This is a genomic window from Sphingomonas beigongshangi, from assembly GCF_016820445.1.
GTDB lineage: Bacteria > Pseudomonadota > Alphaproteobacteria > Sphingomonadales > Sphingomonadaceae > Sphingomonas > Sphingomonas beigongshangi.
Genome location: NZ_JADHDT010000007.1, coordinates 144,721 through 160,870 on the forward strand (window position 1 = coordinate 144,721; position 16,150 = coordinate 160,870).

Consider the following 16,150-nt stretch of genomic DNA (forward strand, 5'->3'; position numbering starts at 1 on the left):
GCGCCTCGCCGCGTTGAAGGGTCATGAGCGACGACATGGAACACAATGCGCGGCATCGTGCGGTGCCGAGCGGACGCCTCGCGCGGCTTGGCGGCTTCGGCCGGCTGGCGGGGGGCGTCGCGGGCGGCATGCTGGCGGAGGGGGCGCGACGGCTCGCCGCGGGCGAGCGGCCGCGGATGAGCGACCTCGTCCTGACCCCCGGCAATGCCGCGCGGGTCGCCGATCGCCTGTCGCATCTTCGCGGCGCGGCGATGAAGCTGGGCCAGATGATCTCGATGGACGCGGGCGACATGCTGCCGGCGGAATTGTCGACGATCCTCGCCCGGCTGCGCAACCAGGCCTATCGCATGCCGCCCGCGCAGCTCGACCGCGTGCTGCGTCAGGAATGGGGCGTGGACTGGCGACGCCGCTTCCGTCATTTCGATGCCGCGCCGATCGCCGCCGCCTCCATCGGACAGGTCCATCGCGCGACGATGCCCGACGGGCGCGTTCTGGCGATCAAGGTGCAATATCCGGGCGTTGCGGACAGTATCGATGCCGACGTCGACAATGTCGCGACGCTGCTGCGCGTCTCCAACCTGCTTCCGAACAGCATCGACATCCGTCCGTTGCTCGCCGAGGCCAAACGGCAGCTGGCGGAGGAAGCGGACTATACCCGCGAAGGCGAGCAGCTGCGCCGCTACCGCGATCGGCTGGCGGGCGATGCCCGCTATGTCGTGCCGGCGCTCGAACCTGCACTCACCACGCGCCGGGTCCTCGCGATGGATTTCGTCGAGGGCCGGCCGATCGAGGCGCTGGCGGAGGCGGATCAGGCCGCACGCGACGCCGCGATGACGGCGCTCGTCACGCTCGTCCTGCGCGAGCTGTTCGACTTCGGGGTGATGCAGACCGATCCCAACTTCGCCAATTACCGCTGGCAGCCGGAAACGGGCGCGCTCGTCCTGCTCGATTTCGGCGCGGCGCGCGACGTGCCTGGCGACACCGTCGCTGCCTATCGCCGTCTGATCGAGGCCGGACTGGCGCGCGACCGCGCCCGCATCCGCGAGGTCGCGATCGAGACAGGCTTCCTCGGCGCGGCGGCGGCGGCGCGGCACCAAGCCTCGGTCGACAGGATGATCGCGGCGATCGACGATGCGCTCAATCGGCCGGGGCCGTTCGACTTCGGCGATCGCGCCTTCGTCCCCGTGGTGCGGGAGGAGGCGAAGGACATGATCGCCGACCGCGACACCTGGCACGTGCCGCACGTCGAGACGCTGTTCGTCCAGCGCAAGGTGAGCGGCACCGCGCTGCTCGCCGCCCGGCTCAAGGCACGCGTCGACGTACGCGGTCTGGCCGCCTCGGCCATCGGTCGCTGATCCCGGATCGGAGCGCTTCGCGCGTCCCGGCGTTGTGATGCCATGACGAACGAAGACGAACGCTGGATGCGCGAGGCGATCGCGGTCGCCCGGTCGAAGGGCTCCGATCCGGCGAGCTCGCCGCTCGGATCGGTGATCGTGCTCGACGGCCGCATCATCGGCGCCGAGCGAAACCAGACCGAGGAACTGCCGGACGCGACGGCGCATGCGGAGATGATGGCGATCCGCCGGGCGTGCGAGGCGACGGGGGCGCTAGAGCTGCGCGGCGCGACGCTCTACTCGACGCTCCAGCCGTGCGGCATGTGCACGATGGCGTCGATCTGGTCGAAGGTCGGGCGCGTCGTGTACGGGGCCGGCCGAGAGGACGTCCACCCGATGTATTTTGAGGCTCGACATGTCGACACGTTGTCGTTCATAGCCGACGCCTATCGCGACGATATCGCCATCGAGGGCGGCTGCCTGCGCGAGGAATGCGCGACGCTCTACTATCCGCCCGACGCCGACCTGCCGAAGGAAGAGCAGGCCAATCTTTAGCGTGCGATCCAGCAAAGCTGAACCGGGCGCGGTACCGGCCCTCACCTCCACCCAGCCGCCCGCCCACGATACGCCGAGTGGGCGGACGGGCGGGGGGAAAGGGCCGGTACCGCTTTCAGTCGATCTGACTTCAGCTTCGCCGCAACCGCCCGCGGAAGAGGCCGCGCTTGAACAACGGCTCGAACATCTCGGCCGGCCCTTCGGGGTCCAGCACCTCGTTGTCCGCGAGCCATTTCTCGACCTTGGGCAGATCGGGCACCTGATACGGCCGTAGCGTGCGGCCAGGCCCGCGCAGCCGCTCGATCGTCTCGATCAGCGACCCCGTTTCCGCAAGGACCGCGGACACGCGTTCGGCCGCGACGTCGAGATGTTCGGCGATCAGGTCGTCGCGCACGCTCGCGATCGTCGCGGCCAGATCCTGACCCGGATTGTCCGACGCATCCAGCACCACGTCGCATTCGGTATCGAGCCGCAGCGAGCGGTTGTTGATGTTCGCCGACCCGATCCGCAACTGCGTGTCGTCGATCACCGTGATCTTGGCGTGGCAATAGATCGCCGCGCCGCCGCGCGTATAGGGGTGGTACAGGCGCAGGCGCCCATGCCGGTCGCGGCGGCGCAACGCCTCGACCAGCCGCGCGCGTGCGGTGTCCATCGCCAGCGGCTCCAGCCAGCCCTGTGCGCTTTCCGGATTGACGATGACGATCTCCGGCCCGTCCGCCTCGTCGAGCCGCGCCGCGATCGCCTCCGCGATGCGCCGCGACGCGAAATACTGGCTCTCGCAATAGATGTAGCGGCGCGCGCTGCGGATCTGGTCGAGGAACAGCGTCTCCACCTCGTGCACCGCGGACTGGTCGGCCATCTCCGGGCGCGTGCGCGCGATGCCGATCGTCACGTCCTCGCACAGCGGCGTCAGCGACGTCGGCCAGCACGGCCCCTTCGCTTCGATCGGGGCGAGGACGTGGCCGGTCGCGACGCGCCACCGCTCGCGCGCGAGCTCGCCCAGCGCCGCCGCCGCCGGGCCCGTGATGGCGGTCGTCGCGTCGTGCCATGGCTTGTAGGGCTTGCCCGACGGGGTTTCCCGGCCGGGGTCGTCGTCACGATGCGATCGCGTGTCCCACCGCTCCGCGGTCATGTCGATGCCGCCGCAGAAGGCGAGGCAGTCGTCGATCGCGACGATCTTCTGATGATGCGACGATCCCGTCGGATGGTGGCCGTCGAGCTTCACATGGATGCGCGGGTGGCGCATCCACTTGAGCACGGTGAAGGCGGTGGTGCCGCGGAACAGCCCCTTCAGCGCGCCGATGTCCCAGCGCAGCAGGTACAGTTCCAGCGCGGGATTGCGCTCGACCAGCCAGTAGAGGAACTTGCCGATCACTTCCGGCCCCTCCAGCGTCTGGCCGCTGCCCGCGAGCCGGATGCGTGCGTCGAAATCCCAGCCGATCAGCATGATCCGCCGCTCGGCCTGCATAAGCGCCTCGCGCGCGACCGCGAAATAGCGGTCGGCGTCGATCACCACCGCGAACCGGTCGGCTTGGTCGTTGCGCCATACGGAGCGGCCGGGATCGGGCATAGGCGGTTCAGCGTCCATAGATGCGGTCGAGGACCTCGGCGCTTCGCGCGAAATCTTCGGCCGCGGGGTCGAAATGCGGTTCGGCGGCAAGGGCTTGTGCCCAGACCGCCGCCGACCGCGCGCCCCAGGGATCGGGGAACGTGGCCAGTTCGCGCGCTTGCGTACCGATGAAATGCTGCGCGGTGAAGTCGTAGAAGGAGCCGCCGACGTTGCGAAAGCCCGCGCCGCCTTCGGTGCCGTAGAAATGCGCGGCGATCACCGCATCCTGTCCGGCGTTGAGGTTCCACGAGCAGGCGAGCCGCACGTCCGCGCCCCCCGCCCGGAAGCGCGCGCTGGCATAATCTTCCACGCCGTCCGGGCCGAGCGGGCGCCCCTTCGCGAACAGTGCGGCCGATACGTCGTCGACCTCCGGAAATGCCAGCGCCCACAGCGCGAGATCGACCAGATGCACCCCCAGGTCGACGACGCAGCCGCCGCCGGATTGCCTGCGGTCGAAGAACCATGGCTTTCCCGGGCCATAGGCATTGTGGAAGGTCAGATCGACCGCGAATATCTCGCCCAGCGCACCGTCGCGGATCAACGGGCGGATTGCCTGCATCGCCGCCGTATGTCGATACGACAGGTCGACGCCGAGCAACCGGTCGGCCGCGCGCGCCGCCGCGATGACCGCCCGCGCTTCCGCGGCGTCGCGGCCCAGCGGCTTCTGGCAGAAGACCGCGAGGCCAGCCTCCAGCGCTCGTATCGATTGCGCGGCGTGCAGGGCGCTCGGCGTGGCGATGACGACGGCATCGAGATCCTGCGCCAGCATCGTTTCGAAATCGTCGGCGACGCGCGCGGCGGGCGCGACCGCCAGCGCTTCGCCGACGCATTCGGGCGACGGGTCGCACACGCTTGCCGCCTCGATCGCCCCGGTCGCGATCATCGCCGCCATGCGATGGCGGCCGATCCAGCCCGTGCCGAGAAAGCCCACGCGCGGCCTGTTCATTGCCCGATCCTCCGACACATCCGTGCTCCGCCCCGGCGAGGGTGCGTCACGCCATCATCACCAGCGCCTTGACGAAGCCACCCGGCTTGTCGCGGGTCGCATCCAATGCCTCGCCCAGTCCTTCCAGCGGGTATCGGTGCGTATAGAGCGGCGTGGGATCGAGCCGGCCGCTCGCCACCGCGTCGATCGCCTCGCGCAGGCCGCGCATCTGCACCGCGGGATCGCGTTCGTGCGCGTTGACGACGTCGATGCCCTTCCAGTTCCAGTCCTGCATGTTGATCTGCCGCGGGCCGTCCTGGTGGTAGCCGGCGACCACCAGCCGTCCCCCGAACCCGACCAGTGCGCTCGCGAGGTCGAGCGGCCATTGCTTGCCGACCGCCTCGATCACGCGCGCGCACATGGCGTCGCCGGTGAGGGCCTTGACGCGATCGATGATCGCCCAATGGTCATCCATCACGATCGTCTCCGCCGCGCCATAATGACGGGCGAGGTCCAAACTCTCCTGCCGGCGCGAAATCGCAATGACCTTCGCACCCGCCTCGGTCGCGAGCCGGGTCAGCACCGCGCCCAGGAAGCCGATGCCGACGATCGCGACCCACTGGCCCGCCTGGATGGCGCTGCGGCGGAAGATGTTGAACGCGCAACCCAGCGGTTCGCCGGGAAACGGCTGGCCGGCGAGCGCCTCCGGCAGGCGCGCGACCATGTCCGCGCGCGCGACGTCATGCTCGGCGAAGCTGCGGTAGGAGAGGGCGGCGACACGATCGCCCACCGCCAGTCCGGCGACGCCGCTACCGAGCGCGTCGACGACGCCCCAGCCTTCGTGCCCCAGTCCCCCCGGTTCGCCGGGATAGTCGCTCCACGGCAGTCCCGCCCAGGGTTCGAGGTTCGACGCGCAGACGCCGCAGCCTTCCAGCCTCAGGCGGATTTCCCCCGGTCCGGGCTCGGGTCGTAGGGCCTCGACCACGTCGATCCGGCCGGGGGCACTTAACACCGCTGCTCTTATCCTTGGCGCAACCATCTGATCCAACATCAATTTATCATCCATGATCGAGCCCGGAATGACCTCGACGCTGCAAGCCAACATCGCGCGCCTGACCGATCGTGCTGCGCGGGAGAAGGCGGCGGCGCCATGGCCGGCGCGCGTCGCCGATCGCATCACGGCGTTCACCGGATCGATGACCTTCGTGCTGCTGCACCTCGTGGTGTACGGATTGTGGGTCGTCGCCAATCTCGGGTGGCTGCCGGCGGTGCCGCGGTTCGATCCGACCTTCGTCATCCTCGCATCCGAGGCGTCGGTGGAAGCGATCTTCCTGTCGACCTTCGTCCTGATCAGCCAGAACCGCATGGCGGCCGCCGCCGATCGCCGTGCCGATCTCGACCTCCATATCAATCTCCTCGCGGAGCACGAGCTGACGCGGCTGGCCGGCCTCGTGGCGCGGGTCGCGGCGGCCGTCGGCGTGCCGATCGAGGACCCCGCCGACCAGGAGATCCAGCGCGATGTCGCGCCCGAGCAGGTGCTCGACGCGCTGGACGCGCGCGATCATTCGGCGGCGACCGCGGCGGGCCGGGACGGGGCGTAGCGATCGATCATCCACGCACAGAAGTCCGCAAAGGCCTGCGGATCGCGCGCCGCGCTGGTGTGATGCGGCTGGATGCCGAGATGTTCGGGCGTGAAGCAGAAGGTGACGGTCACGTCGAAGTCGGCGAGCGCCTCCATCTGGCGATCGAACCAGTCGACCGCGTTCGGCCGGAAGCTGTCCGCCCAGCTGAGGCCCGTGCGCAGCTGCTTCGTGCCGAGCCGCTTCATCCAGGCGACGGCATCGTCCAGGCGCGGGTCCTCGAAGTGGAACCACTGCATCAGCCCCATGCGGTCGGCGACCGCGGCATAATCGTCGAGCGCAGGCTTGGGCGTGCCGTCCTCCCGGATCAGCCCCATGTAGAAATGGCGGTAATAGCTTGACCCTTCCGCCTCGCGATGACGCGTCGTCGCGCCCCAGGCATGCGGCAGGTCGTACAGCGAATACCAGAAAGTGCGCGGGACGCGATCGAGCAAGAGCTCGGCGGTGCGCTTCAGGCCGAACACCTGCACCTCCTCCGCGCCGAAGCTGCCCACGCCCACCTCGGTCGCCCAGATCGGCTTGTCGGGGCATACCGCTTCGATCTCGGCGATCTTGTCGGGCCAGGCGTGGATCGGCCACAGGTTCCAGTCGAGCGGGAAGCCGTGCACGGCCACCACGTCGATCGCATCGAGCGCGCCATGCCCCCGCATCCTTTGCACCCAGCCCGGATCGATCGGACTCATCCCGCCGAGCACGCGGGTGACGGCCGGATTGACGTCGCGGATCGCGCCGCCGGCGCGGATCACCAGATCGGCGAAGAGCGACCAGTCGGGATCGACCTCCGGATCCCAGTGCGACTTGTTGTTCGGTTCGTTCCAGATCATCGCGGCTTCGATCATGCGGGCTCCCCCTGCGGCGTGGTTGCGGGATAGACGGCCGCCGGGCCGTATTCCGCGTAAGGAACGGGCGCGGCGCGGCAGAGGTAGACCTCCGGTTCCGGCTGGCCGAGGATCGTGAAGCCGCTGGCGCGCAGCATCGCGCGGCTGCAGGCGGCGTTGGGGGCCCACCAATTGGTCCAGTCGCCGGCGAACGCGCGTTCGATGAAGTGCATCCTGGGATAGCCGGGCGCATCGAAATAGGCGGGCGGTCGGTGCGTGCCAGGAACGTGGAAGGGATGGTCCTCCGGCACCGGCTCGATCGCCTCGCTGCCCTGCTGCATCGTCTGGAACAGCATCAGGTCGCCGGCGACATGCTCCCGGATCAGGTCGAGCGCGAGCAGCGGGTGGCGCAGGTGGTAGAGCACGCCCATGAAGATGACGAAGTCGAACCGCTCGCCCAGCGCCGCCACGTCGTAGACGGAGAGGTTGCGCAGTTCGACGTCGCCATATCCCAGCGTATCCGTCGTCAGCCTCGCCTGCGCGAGATATCTGTCGTCGCTGTCGATCCCGAGGACGCGCGCGGCGCCGCGTCGCTTCATCTCGATCGCGTAGAATCCGGCGTTGCAGCCGATGTCGAGCACGCTCTTGCCCGTCATGTCTGCGGGAAGGGCATCGGCGAAGCGCGCGAACTTGAAGCTGGGATAGTCGCCCAGGAAATGATCGGGCGCGGTGCGAATGCCATGCCCGAGATCGATGTTGTGGAACCAGGGGGCCAGCCGGCCGACCTCCGCGCGCAGAGTGTCGGGGGTCATACGGCGAGCCTTTCGTTGAGGCTGTGCAGATAGCTGCCCCAATCGCCCATCGCGACGCGGGTGACCGACGTGGGGTCGATCGCGAAACGGACGACCTGCGACAGCGGGAGGCCGATGACGTCCGCCACCGCTGCACGGATCATGTCGGAATGCGTGACGAGCGCGATCGTCGCGCCGTCGGGACTCGTTGCGGCGATCTCGCGCATATGGCTCGCGATGCGGGCCTGCGCTTCCGCCATCGTCTCGCCGCCTGGAATGCGCGCGGTGCCGCGCTCCCTGTTCCATTGGTCCCATGCCGTTTGGCCGGCCAGATCGGCGAAGCACGCGCCCGTCCAATCCCCCATGTCGATCTCGATGAGCGCATCCGCCTCGCGCGGTGCCGGAGCGCCGATGGCCGCGGCGATCGCCGCGGCCGTCTGCCGAGTCCGCTCGAGCGGGCTGCACTCGATCCGGTCGAAGGACGTATTCGCGAGGGCGCGGCCGAGTGCCGCGGCCTGTTCCATGCCGGCCGCACTCAGCGGGACGCCGCTCAATCGCCCCGACAGCCTTTTGTCGAGATCGATGTGCGCCGCATGTCGAATGAGCAGAAACGTGACCGTCAACCGTCGCTCCCCCGCGAGTCCCTCATCGATGTTATTGACATTGGTTAGGAGGTTTGTTGCTTAAGTGATTAGGAACAAGGAAGAAGAACCTTCGTTCCGCTATCGTGACAAATGTTTTGCACGATGGGAGGGGCGCCTGATGAGCCGATCAGACACAATCGCAGCAACGCTGTCCTTTATCTCGATCAGTGTACGCTTTCGTGCGCAGGTGCGCGGAGCATGACGGAGACCGTTCTGATCACGGGCGGGGCCGGATTCATCGGCCGCTTCGTCGCCGACGAGCTGCTGCGGCGGGGCGATCGCGTGCGCGTGCTCGACAGCCTGATCCCCCAGGTCCACGGCGACGTCGAACGTCCGCCGCTTCTGTCCGACGAGGTCGAACTGATCCGCGGCGATGTCCGCGATGGCGACACCGTCGCGCGGGCGCTGCGCGGGGTCGACAGCGTCGTCCATCTCGCCGCGGAGGTCGGCGTCGGCCAGTCGATGTATGAGGTGGAGCGCTACACCTCCACCAACGACGTCGGCACCGCGGTGCTGTTCGAGCGGCTGATCGACCAGCCCGTCCGCCGCGTCGTCACCGCATCCTCGATGTCGATCTATGGCGAGGGATTGTACAGCGACGCCGACGGCGCGCTGCGCGAGGACGTCGAGCGCGGTATGGTCCGCGACTGCATGGCCGACTGGGATCCGGTCGACGGCGAGGGGCGGCGGCTGTCGCCCGTGGCGACACCCGAATGGAAGCGGCCCAATCTCGCCTCGATCTACGCGCTCAACAAATATGTGCAGGAGCGCACGACGCATATCATGGCGCGGCCTTATGGCATCGAGGGCGTGTGCCTGCGCCTGTTCAACGTCTACGGCCCGGGACAGGCGCTTTCGAACCCCTATACAGGCGTCCTCGCGATCTTCGCCTCGCGCCTGCTCAACGGTCAGCGGCCGATGATTTTCGAGGATGGGGAGCAGCGTCGCGACTTCGTCCACGTCACCGACGTCGCCCGCGCCTTCGCCGATGCGCTCGTCCTGCCGCAGGCGGCGGGCGAGACGTTCAACATCGGCTCCGGCCACGACAGGTCGGTCACCGAAGTCGCACGGGCGCTGGCCCAGGCGATGGGCCGCAACGACACCCAGCCGGACATCGTCGGCAAGGCGCGGATCGGCGATATCCGCCACTGCTTCTGCGACACGACGCTGGCGGCGGATCGACTGGGGTTCACCGCGCGCGCGGACTTCATCGCCGGCCTCGCCGAGCTGGCCGATTGGGTCGGAGAACAGACGGCGGAGGACAGGGTCGCGCAGGCACGCGCCGAGCTCGAGAAGAGAGGATTGGTCGCGTGAGGGCGGGCGCCACGTCACGCCGCCGGGCTGCGGCCGCTCGCGCGCACGCCCGGCCTCCTGTTGCCCGCGCGCCGTGGGGCGTGTCCGCATGACCGGGGCGCCGATCCTCGTCACGGGCGGCGCCGGCTTCATCGGCAGCAACATCGCGGATCGACTGGCGGGCGAGGGCCATGACGTCATCGTCTACGACCGCCTGTCGAGACCGGGTGTCGAACGCAACCTCGCCTGGCTGCAGGACCGTCACGGCGGCAGGATCACCGTGATCCGGGCGGATGTCCGCGACGCGGACGCGCTGTCCCGCGCGGTCGCGGAGGCGCAGGCGGTATTCCACATGGCGGCACAGGTCGCGGTGACCACCAGTCTCGACGATCCGCGCGACGATCTCGAGATCAACATCCTCGGCACCTTCAACCTGCTCGAGGCGCTGCGCCGCAAGGGGCGGGGGACGCCGCTCGTGTTCGCGTCGACCAACAAGGTCTACGGCGACCTGGCCGATCTCGCCTTCGCGCGCGAGGACGAGCGATACGTGCCGCTCGACCGGGAGGTGCGCGACCATGGCGTGGGCGAGGGGCGCCCGCTCGACTTCCACACGCCCTATGGCGTGTCGAAGGGGTCGGCGGATCAATATGTCCTCGATTACGCGCGCAGCTACGGCCTACCCGCCGCCGTCCTCCGGATGAGCTGTATCTACGGACAGCGCCAGATGGGGACGGAGGATCAGGGCTGGGTCGCCCACTTCCTGATCCGGGCACTCGAGGGCAAGCCAATCACGCTCTACGGCGACGGTTGCCAGGTCCGCGACATTCTCGACGTGTCGAACGCCGTGGAGGCCTATTGCAACGCCTGGCGCAGGATCGATCGCGTCGCCGGCCGCGCCTTCAACCTGGGCGGCGGCCCCGCCAACGCCATTTCGCTCCGCCGGTTGCTGGCGCATATCGGCGACCTGATCGGCCGTGAGGTGGAGGTACGCTTTTCGGACTGGCGGGCCGGGGACCAGCGCTATTTCGTCGCCGACACGCGCGCGGCGGAGGCCGCGCTCGGCCTTTCGCCCAAGGTCGGCTGGCGCGACGGCGTTGCGGCGCTGGCGCAATGGCTCGCGGTCGAGCGTGGGCTGAACCGGCCGATCCTCGCTCCGGCGCCGGTCATGCAGGCGGCGGGATGAGGCTGCTCGTCACCTCCGACGCGGTCGGCGGCGTCTGGGAATATACCGTCGAACTCGCGCACGCACTGGCGCGCAGCGGGGTCGAGGTGATCGTGGCCTGCCTTGGGCCACCGCCCAGCGCGTCCCAGCGCGCGATGATCCGGCCCGACGAGCACCTCGGGGCGGATGCGCAGGCCGGGTCGGTGACGCTGATGGAAACCGACCTGCCGCTCGACTGGCTCTGCGCCGACGCGGCGCCCGTGCTCGCCGCAGGACAGGCGATCGCCGCGCTCGCGGCCGCGCTCAACGTCGATCTGGTGCAGCTCAACATGCCGACGCTCGCGGCGGCCGGACCGATGCCGGTACCGACCATCGCCGTCACGCACGGATGCGTCGGCACCTGGTGGGAGGCGGCGAGGCCCGGCGTCCCGCTCGCGCGCGACTATCGCTGGCACAGCGTGCTGACCGCCGCCGGGCTGCGCGCGGTCGATCGCGTCGTCGCACCCAGCGCCGCCTATGGCGCGATCGTCCAGCGCCGCTACGGCCTCGCCGAGGCGCCGGTCACCGTGCACAACGGGCGCAGCCCGCTCTGCCTGCCTGAGCCCGACGCGCCGCCCGGCGATCTTGCGCTCACCGTCGGCCGGCTGTGGGACGGGGTCAAGAACGCCGCCTTGCTCGATCGGGTCGCGGCGCGCCTGCCGATCCCGTTCCTGGCCGCCGGCGCGGTTCGCGGGCCGCATGGCGAGACGGTGCGTCTCGACCATCTGCGGCCGCTCGGGCAATTGTCCGCCGCGCAACTTGGCAGCCACCTGGCCCAGCGACCGATCTTCGTGTCGGCGGCGCGGTTCGAGCCCTTCGGCCTTGCCGTGCTGGAGGCGGCGCAGGCCGGCTGCGCACTCGTTCTGTCCGATACCCCCACGTTCCGCGAATTGTGGGAGGAGGCCGCTCTCTTCGTGCCGCTCGACGCGCACGGCGAGGATCATGCCGCCTGGTGCGACGCGATCGAGGCGTTGATGCTGGACGCTGCGCGCCGCCGGGATCTGGCCGCCGCCGCCCGCGACCGCGCCGCGCGCTACACGCCCGCCGCCACCGCCGCCCGCATGCTCGCGCTCTATCGCGAACTGATCGCCGCTCGTCCGTCCGCCAGCAGGGTCGCCGCATGAACATCGTCTATTTCACTCACAGCCTCGCCTCGTGCTGGAACCACGGCAACGCGCATTTCCTGCGCGGCGTGATCAGCGAATTGATCGACCGGGGCCATGACGTACGCGTCTATGCGCCCGAAAACGGCTGGAGCCTCGTTAACCTGCTCGCGGACCATGGCGCGGAGGGGCTCGATCCCTATCGAGCCGCCTATCCGGAACTCAACTCGGTCAGCTATCCGGAGGACGCCGATGTCGAGGCGCTGGTCGATGGCGCGGATTTGGTCATCGTGCATGAATGGAATGCGCACAGGGTGGTCGCCGACCTCGGCGCGCTGCGGGCGCGCGGCGCACGCTGGACCCTGCTGTTCCACGACACGCATCATCGCGCGGTCAGCGCGCCGGCGCAGATGCGCGCCTATGACCTGTCCGGCTATGACGGCGTCCTCGCGTTCGGCGAGACGCTGAGCGAAGTCTATAGCGGCTGGGGATGGGGCGGCCGCGTCTGGACGTGGCACGAGGCGGCCGACACGCGCCGCTTCCGCCCGCCCGCGCTGGAGGGCATTCGCGAGGGCCTGGTCTGGATCGGCAACTGGGGCGACGGGGAGCGGACCGAGGAGCTCGAACGCTTCCTGTTAGCGCCGACGCGGGAGGCGGGCCTGCCGCTCGACATCTATGGCGTCCGCTATCCGGACGAGGCCCGCGCGACCCTGGCCCGTTACGGCGCGCATTATTACGGATGGGCGCCCAACGCCGCCGCGCCCGCCTTGTTCGCCAGCGCCCTCGCCACCGTCCATGTGCCGCGCCGCTATTATACGACGCTGCTGCCCGGCATCCCGACGATCCGCGTGTTCGAGGCGCTCGCCTGCGGCATTCCGCTCGTGTCGGCGCCCTGGTCGGATACGGAGGGACTGTTCCGCATAGGCGAGGACTTGCTGATGGTCCGGTCCGGCGACGAGATGGCCGATGCGCTGCGTCTGCTGCGCGACGACGCCAATGCGCGTGCCGCGCTCGCCAAGTCGGGCCGGGAGACGATCCTCGCCCGCCACACCTGCGCGCACCGCGTCGACGAACTGCTCGCCATCGTCGCCAGGATCGCCGCCCATCCCGCAAAGGACGCCGCATGAAGATCGCCTTTTACGGCTCCAGCCTCGTGTCGAGCTACTGGAACGGCGCGGCCACCTATTATCGCGGCATGCTGAAGGCGCTGCACGCGTGCGGCTATGACATCACCTTCTACGAGCCAGACGCCTTCGACCGGCAGCAGCATCGCGACATCGACCCGCCGCCCTATGCCCGCTCGGTCGTCTATCCCGCGACGACCGATGGCCTGAACGCTGTCCTGGCCGAGGCGGGCGGGGCGGACATCGTCGTCAAGGCGAACGGCGTCGGCGTGTTCGACGCGGAGCTGCTCGACGGCATCGTCCGCCATGCGCGACCCGGTGCGTTGCGCGTGTTCTGGGATGTCGACGCTGCCGCGACCCTCGACGAGATGCGCGCCGACGCCGGTCATCCCGTGCTTCGCGCGCTGCCGCATCTGGACATGGTGCTCACCTATGGCGGTGGCCCCCCGGTGGTGGAGGCCTATCGCGGCTTCGGCGCGGCGCGGTGCGTGCCCGTCTATAATGCGCTCGACCCCGAGACGCATCATCCGGTGCCGCGCGACGAACGCTTCGCGTGCGACCTCGCCTTCCTCGGCAACCGGCTGCCCGACCGCGAGGCGCGGGTGGAGGAATTCTTCCTCAAGCCCGCCGCGGCGCTGTCGCATCAGAGCTTCCTGATCGGTGGCAACGGCTGGGAGACGAAGGCCATGCCCGAGAACGTCCGTCACCGCGGCCATGTCTACACCGCCGAGCATAATGCGTTCAATTGCACGCCGCGCGCCGTGCTCAACGTCGCGCGGGATTCGATGGCGCATATCGGCTTCTCGCCCGCGACCCGCGTGTTCGAGGCGGCGGGCGCCGCGGCCTGCCTCATCACGGACGACTGGGTGGGGATCGAGCAGTTCCTGAAGCCGGACAGCGAAATTCTGGTCGCCCGCGACGGGCAGGACGTCGCCGACCATCTTGCGGCGCTGACTCCGGCGCGGGCGGAGGCGATCGGGCGCGCCGCGCTGGCGCGCGTGCTGGCCGAACACACCTACGACCTTCGCGCGCGCGACGTCGATATGCTGTTCCGCCGTCATCTGATGGAGGTTGCGGCATGAAACTGGTCGTGCTCGGCCTCAGCCTCGCATCGTCATGGGGCAATGGCCATGCCACCACCTATCGCGCGCTGCTCGCCGCCTTCGCGGCGCGGGGGCACGACGTAGTGTTTCTGGAGCGGGAGGTGCCATGGTATGCGGGCGACCATCGCGACCTTCCCGAACCGGGCTTCTGCCGCTTCTGCTATTATCGGGACCTCGAAGACCTCGACCGATGGCGCGCGGAGATCGCGACCGCGGATGCGGTGATCGTCGGCAGCTATGTTCCGGACGGCGTCGCTGTCGGCCGCCATGTCCAGCGCGTCGCGCGCGGCGTCACCGCGTTCTACGACATCGATACGCCCGTGACGCTCGCAAAGCTCGCGCGCGGCGACTTCGAATATCTCGCGCCCGACATCATCCCCGGCTACGACCTGTATCTGTCCTTCACCGGCGGGCCGACGCTCGCCCGTCTCGAACGGGAGTTCGGCAGCCCGAGGGCACGGGCGCTCTACTGCTCCGTCGACAGCCGGGCCTATCGCCCGCGCGACGTGCCCGTCCGCTGGGACCTCTCCTATCTCGGCACCTACAGCGACGATCGACAGCCGACACTGACGCGGCTGCTGATCGATGTCGCGCGCGCCTGTCCGGACCGTCGTTTCGCCGTCGCGGGGCCGCAATATCCCGCGACGATCGAGTGGCCTGAGAACGTCGAGCGGATCGCGCACCTGCCGCCGGCCGAGCATGCCGATTTCTATTCCGCGAGCCGCTTCACCCTCAACGTCACCCGTGCCGACATGATCGAGGCCGGCTGGTCGCCCTCCGTACGGCTGTTCGAGGCCGCCGCCTGCGCGACCCCGATCATCTCCGACCGCTGGCAGGGGCTGGACCAGCTGTTCGCGCCCGACCGCGAGATCATCCTGGCCGATACGACGGAGCAGGTGATCGCCGCGCTGGCCCGCGATACGACGGCGATGGGCCATGCCGCTCGCGCCCGCGTGCTCGCCGCGCATGACTCCGATCACCGGGCAGTCGAACTCGAAGCGCATCTGCGCGAGGCCATCGACGGCAAGGCGCGGACGGATCGGCCGTCGCGCGACCGGTTAAGATCGCCGGCCACCGCGCCGGTCGAGCGCGTTTCGGTCTAGCGGCTTTGAGCTTCGATCCGCTGCGCGATCGATCGATCCGCCCCTCCTCGCAATCCTCTGCCTCGTGTAAAGGTCCGGGCAGGGAACGTTGCGCGATCGTATCGGTTTAGCGCCCCATGAGGGACGATCCTGGCGACGATCTGGTCAGCTATCCATTGACGGGCCGCTTCCTGATGGGCCGCGGCCGGCATCGGATGACGTCCGACGAGTGCCGCGTCCTGGAAGATGCGGCCGGCGAGGTGAAGACCTTCCCGCCCCGCCATCTCCTCGTCCGGCGCGGCGAGCCCGTGGAGCGCAGCATGTTCCTCGTCGAGGGGTACGTCAGCCGCTACATGGACGACCGCGAGGGATATCGTCAGATCGTGTCGATCCAGGTGCCCGGCGATTTCGTTGACCTCCACGGCTTTCCCACCGGTCGTCTCGATCATGACGTCGGTACGCTCGGACCAGTCAAGGTCGCTCTCTTCGATCACCAGGTCCTGACCCGGATCACCGAGGACCATCCGCGGCTGACGCGGATGTTGTGGTATTCGACGCTGACCGATGCGGCGATGCACCGCGAGTGGATTTTCCGGATCGGGCGTCTGGGGGCGGAAGGGCGGCTCGCCCACTTCTTCTGCGAGCTGAACGCCCGCATGGAAATGGTCGGGCTCGCGCGCGAAGGGCGCTTCGGCTTGCCGCTGACCCAGCCCGACCTGGCGGAGGCCTGTGGCCTTACCGGCGTGCACGTCAATCGTACGCTGCGCGTGCTTCGCGAGCAGGAACTGCTCGTGTTTCGCGAAGGGCAGGTGGAGATCCTCGATCAACGCCGTCTCGCGATCGTCGCGGAGTTCGAGCCGGACTATCTCTTTTCCGACTGCAGCGCCTGGAAGTGCCCCTGATCGCAGCAGCTTAGCGACGGCACGCC

Annotated in this window: 16 protein-coding genes; 10 read left to right on the forward strand and 6 right to left on the reverse strand. The window is 68.9% G+C overall.

The features are described from left to right. Positions 1-23 precede the first annotated feature (23 nt). The gene (locus IQ292_RS13805) at positions 24-1,355 is read left to right on the forward strand and encodes an ABC1 kinase family protein (protein ID WP_203310896.1); all 1,332 of its coding nucleotides are present in this window, start codon (positions 24-26) and stop codon (positions 1,353-1,355) included. 42 nt (positions 1,356-1,397) lie between these two features. Further along, entirely contained in the window at positions 1,398-1,889 is a 492-nt protein-coding gene (locus IQ292_RS13810; protein WP_203310897.1) for a nucleoside deaminase, read from the forward strand. A 130-nt stretch (positions 1,890-2,019) separates the two neighbouring features. Here the strand turns inward: IQ292_RS13810 and IQ292_RS13815 are convergent, their stop codons facing one another. From IQ292_RS13815 to IQ292_RS13825, 3 genes are read right to left on the reverse strand one after another with little or no spacing between them, the layout of a single operon-like run. Next, a complete protein-coding gene (locus IQ292_RS13815; protein WP_203310898.1) occupies positions 2,020-3,459 on the reverse strand; it encodes a phospholipase D-like domain-containing protein in 1,440 nt (479 codons plus the stop codon). Between the two features lie 7 nt (positions 3,460-3,466). Further along, a complete protein-coding gene (locus tag IQ292_RS13820) occupies positions 3,467-4,444 on the reverse strand; it encodes a Gfo/Idh/MocA family protein (RefSeq protein WP_203310899.1) in 978 nt (325 codons plus the stop codon). Between the two features lie 46 nt (positions 4,445-4,490). Then, positions 4,491-5,435 (reverse strand): MDR/zinc-dependent alcohol dehydrogenase-like family protein, encoded by a 945-nt coding sequence (locus IQ292_RS13825; RefSeq protein WP_338057635.1) that lies wholly within the window; start codon positions 5,433-5,435, stop codon positions 4,491-4,493. A 67-nt stretch (positions 5,436-5,502) separates the two neighbouring features. Between IQ292_RS13825 and IQ292_RS13830 the strand changes: the two genes are divergently transcribed. Continuing rightward, positions 5,503-6,024 (forward strand): DUF1003 domain-containing protein, encoded by a 522-nt coding sequence (locus IQ292_RS13830; RefSeq protein WP_238941098.1) that lies wholly within the window; start codon positions 5,503-5,505, stop codon positions 6,022-6,024. On the opposite strand, the gene IQ292_RS13835 is transcribed toward IQ292_RS13830, so the two are convergent. From IQ292_RS13835 to IQ292_RS13845, 3 genes are read right to left on the reverse strand one after another with little or no spacing between them, the layout of a single operon-like run. Then, positions 5,985-6,902 carry a glycoside hydrolase 5 family protein gene (locus IQ292_RS13835; RefSeq protein ID WP_203310902.1) on the reverse strand — a complete coding sequence of 306 codons (918 nt, stop codon included), beginning with the start codon at positions 6,900-6,902 and terminating at the stop codon, positions 5,985-5,987. The two genes, IQ292_RS13830 and IQ292_RS13835, sit on opposite strands and share 40 nt — an antisense overlap. Continuing rightward, complete coding sequence (locus IQ292_RS13840; protein WP_203310903.1) at positions 6,899-7,693, reverse strand: TIGR04290 family methyltransferase; 795 nt, start codon at positions 7,691-7,693, stop codon at positions 6,899-6,901. Before IQ292_RS13840 ends, IQ292_RS13835 begins: the two co-directional genes overlap by 4 nt. Beyond that, complete coding sequence (locus IQ292_RS13845; RefSeq protein WP_203310904.1) at positions 7,690-8,295, reverse strand: histidine phosphatase family protein; 606 nt, start codon at positions 8,293-8,295, stop codon at positions 7,690-7,692. Before IQ292_RS13845 ends, IQ292_RS13840 begins: the two co-directional genes overlap by 4 nt. 219 nt (positions 8,296-8,514) lie before the next feature. Between IQ292_RS13845 and IQ292_RS13850 the strand changes: the two genes are divergently transcribed. The 7 genes from IQ292_RS13850 to IQ292_RS13880 all read left to right on the forward strand — a co-directional run bounded on the left by IQ292_RS13850 (position 8,515) and on the right by IQ292_RS13880 (position 16,124). After that, positions 8,515-9,630 (forward strand): NAD-dependent epimerase/dehydratase family protein, encoded by a 1,116-nt coding sequence (locus tag IQ292_RS13850; RefSeq protein WP_203310905.1) that lies wholly within the window; start codon positions 8,515-8,517, stop codon positions 9,628-9,630. An 88-nt stretch (positions 9,631-9,718) separates the two neighbouring features. Beyond that, entirely contained in the window at positions 9,719-10,792 is a 1,074-nt protein-coding gene (locus IQ292_RS13855; RefSeq protein ID WP_203310906.1) for an SDR family NAD(P)-dependent oxidoreductase, read from the forward strand. Further along, positions 10,789-11,934 (forward strand): glycosyltransferase family 4 protein, encoded by a 1,146-nt coding sequence (locus IQ292_RS13860; protein WP_238941099.1) that lies wholly within the window; start codon positions 10,789-10,791, stop codon positions 11,932-11,934. The genes IQ292_RS13855 and IQ292_RS13860 overlap by 4 nt, the downstream gene beginning before the upstream one ends. Then, positions 11,931-13,040 (forward strand): CgeB family protein, encoded by a 1,110-nt coding sequence (locus IQ292_RS13865; protein WP_203310908.1) that lies wholly within the window; start codon positions 11,931-11,933, stop codon positions 13,038-13,040. The genes IQ292_RS13860 and IQ292_RS13865 overlap by 4 nt, the downstream gene beginning before the upstream one ends. Beyond that, the gene (locus IQ292_RS13870) at positions 13,037-14,119 is read left to right on the forward strand and encodes a CgeB family protein (RefSeq protein ID WP_203310909.1); all 1,083 of its coding nucleotides are present in this window, start codon (positions 13,037-13,039) and stop codon (positions 14,117-14,119) included. The genes IQ292_RS13865 and IQ292_RS13870 overlap by 4 nt, the downstream gene beginning before the upstream one ends. Continuing rightward, a complete protein-coding gene (locus IQ292_RS13875) occupies positions 14,116-15,243 on the forward strand; it encodes a CgeB family protein (protein ID WP_203310910.1) in 1,128 nt (375 codons plus the stop codon). The genes IQ292_RS13870 and IQ292_RS13875 overlap by 4 nt, the downstream gene beginning before the upstream one ends. A 116-nt stretch (positions 15,244-15,359) precedes the next feature. Further along, on the forward strand, positions 15,360-16,124 hold the full coding sequence (locus tag IQ292_RS13880; RefSeq protein ID WP_203310911.1) for a Crp/Fnr family transcriptional regulator: 765 nt from the start codon (positions 15,360-15,362) through the stop codon (positions 16,122-16,124). The last annotated feature ends 26 nt before the right edge of the window (positions 16,125-16,150 follow it).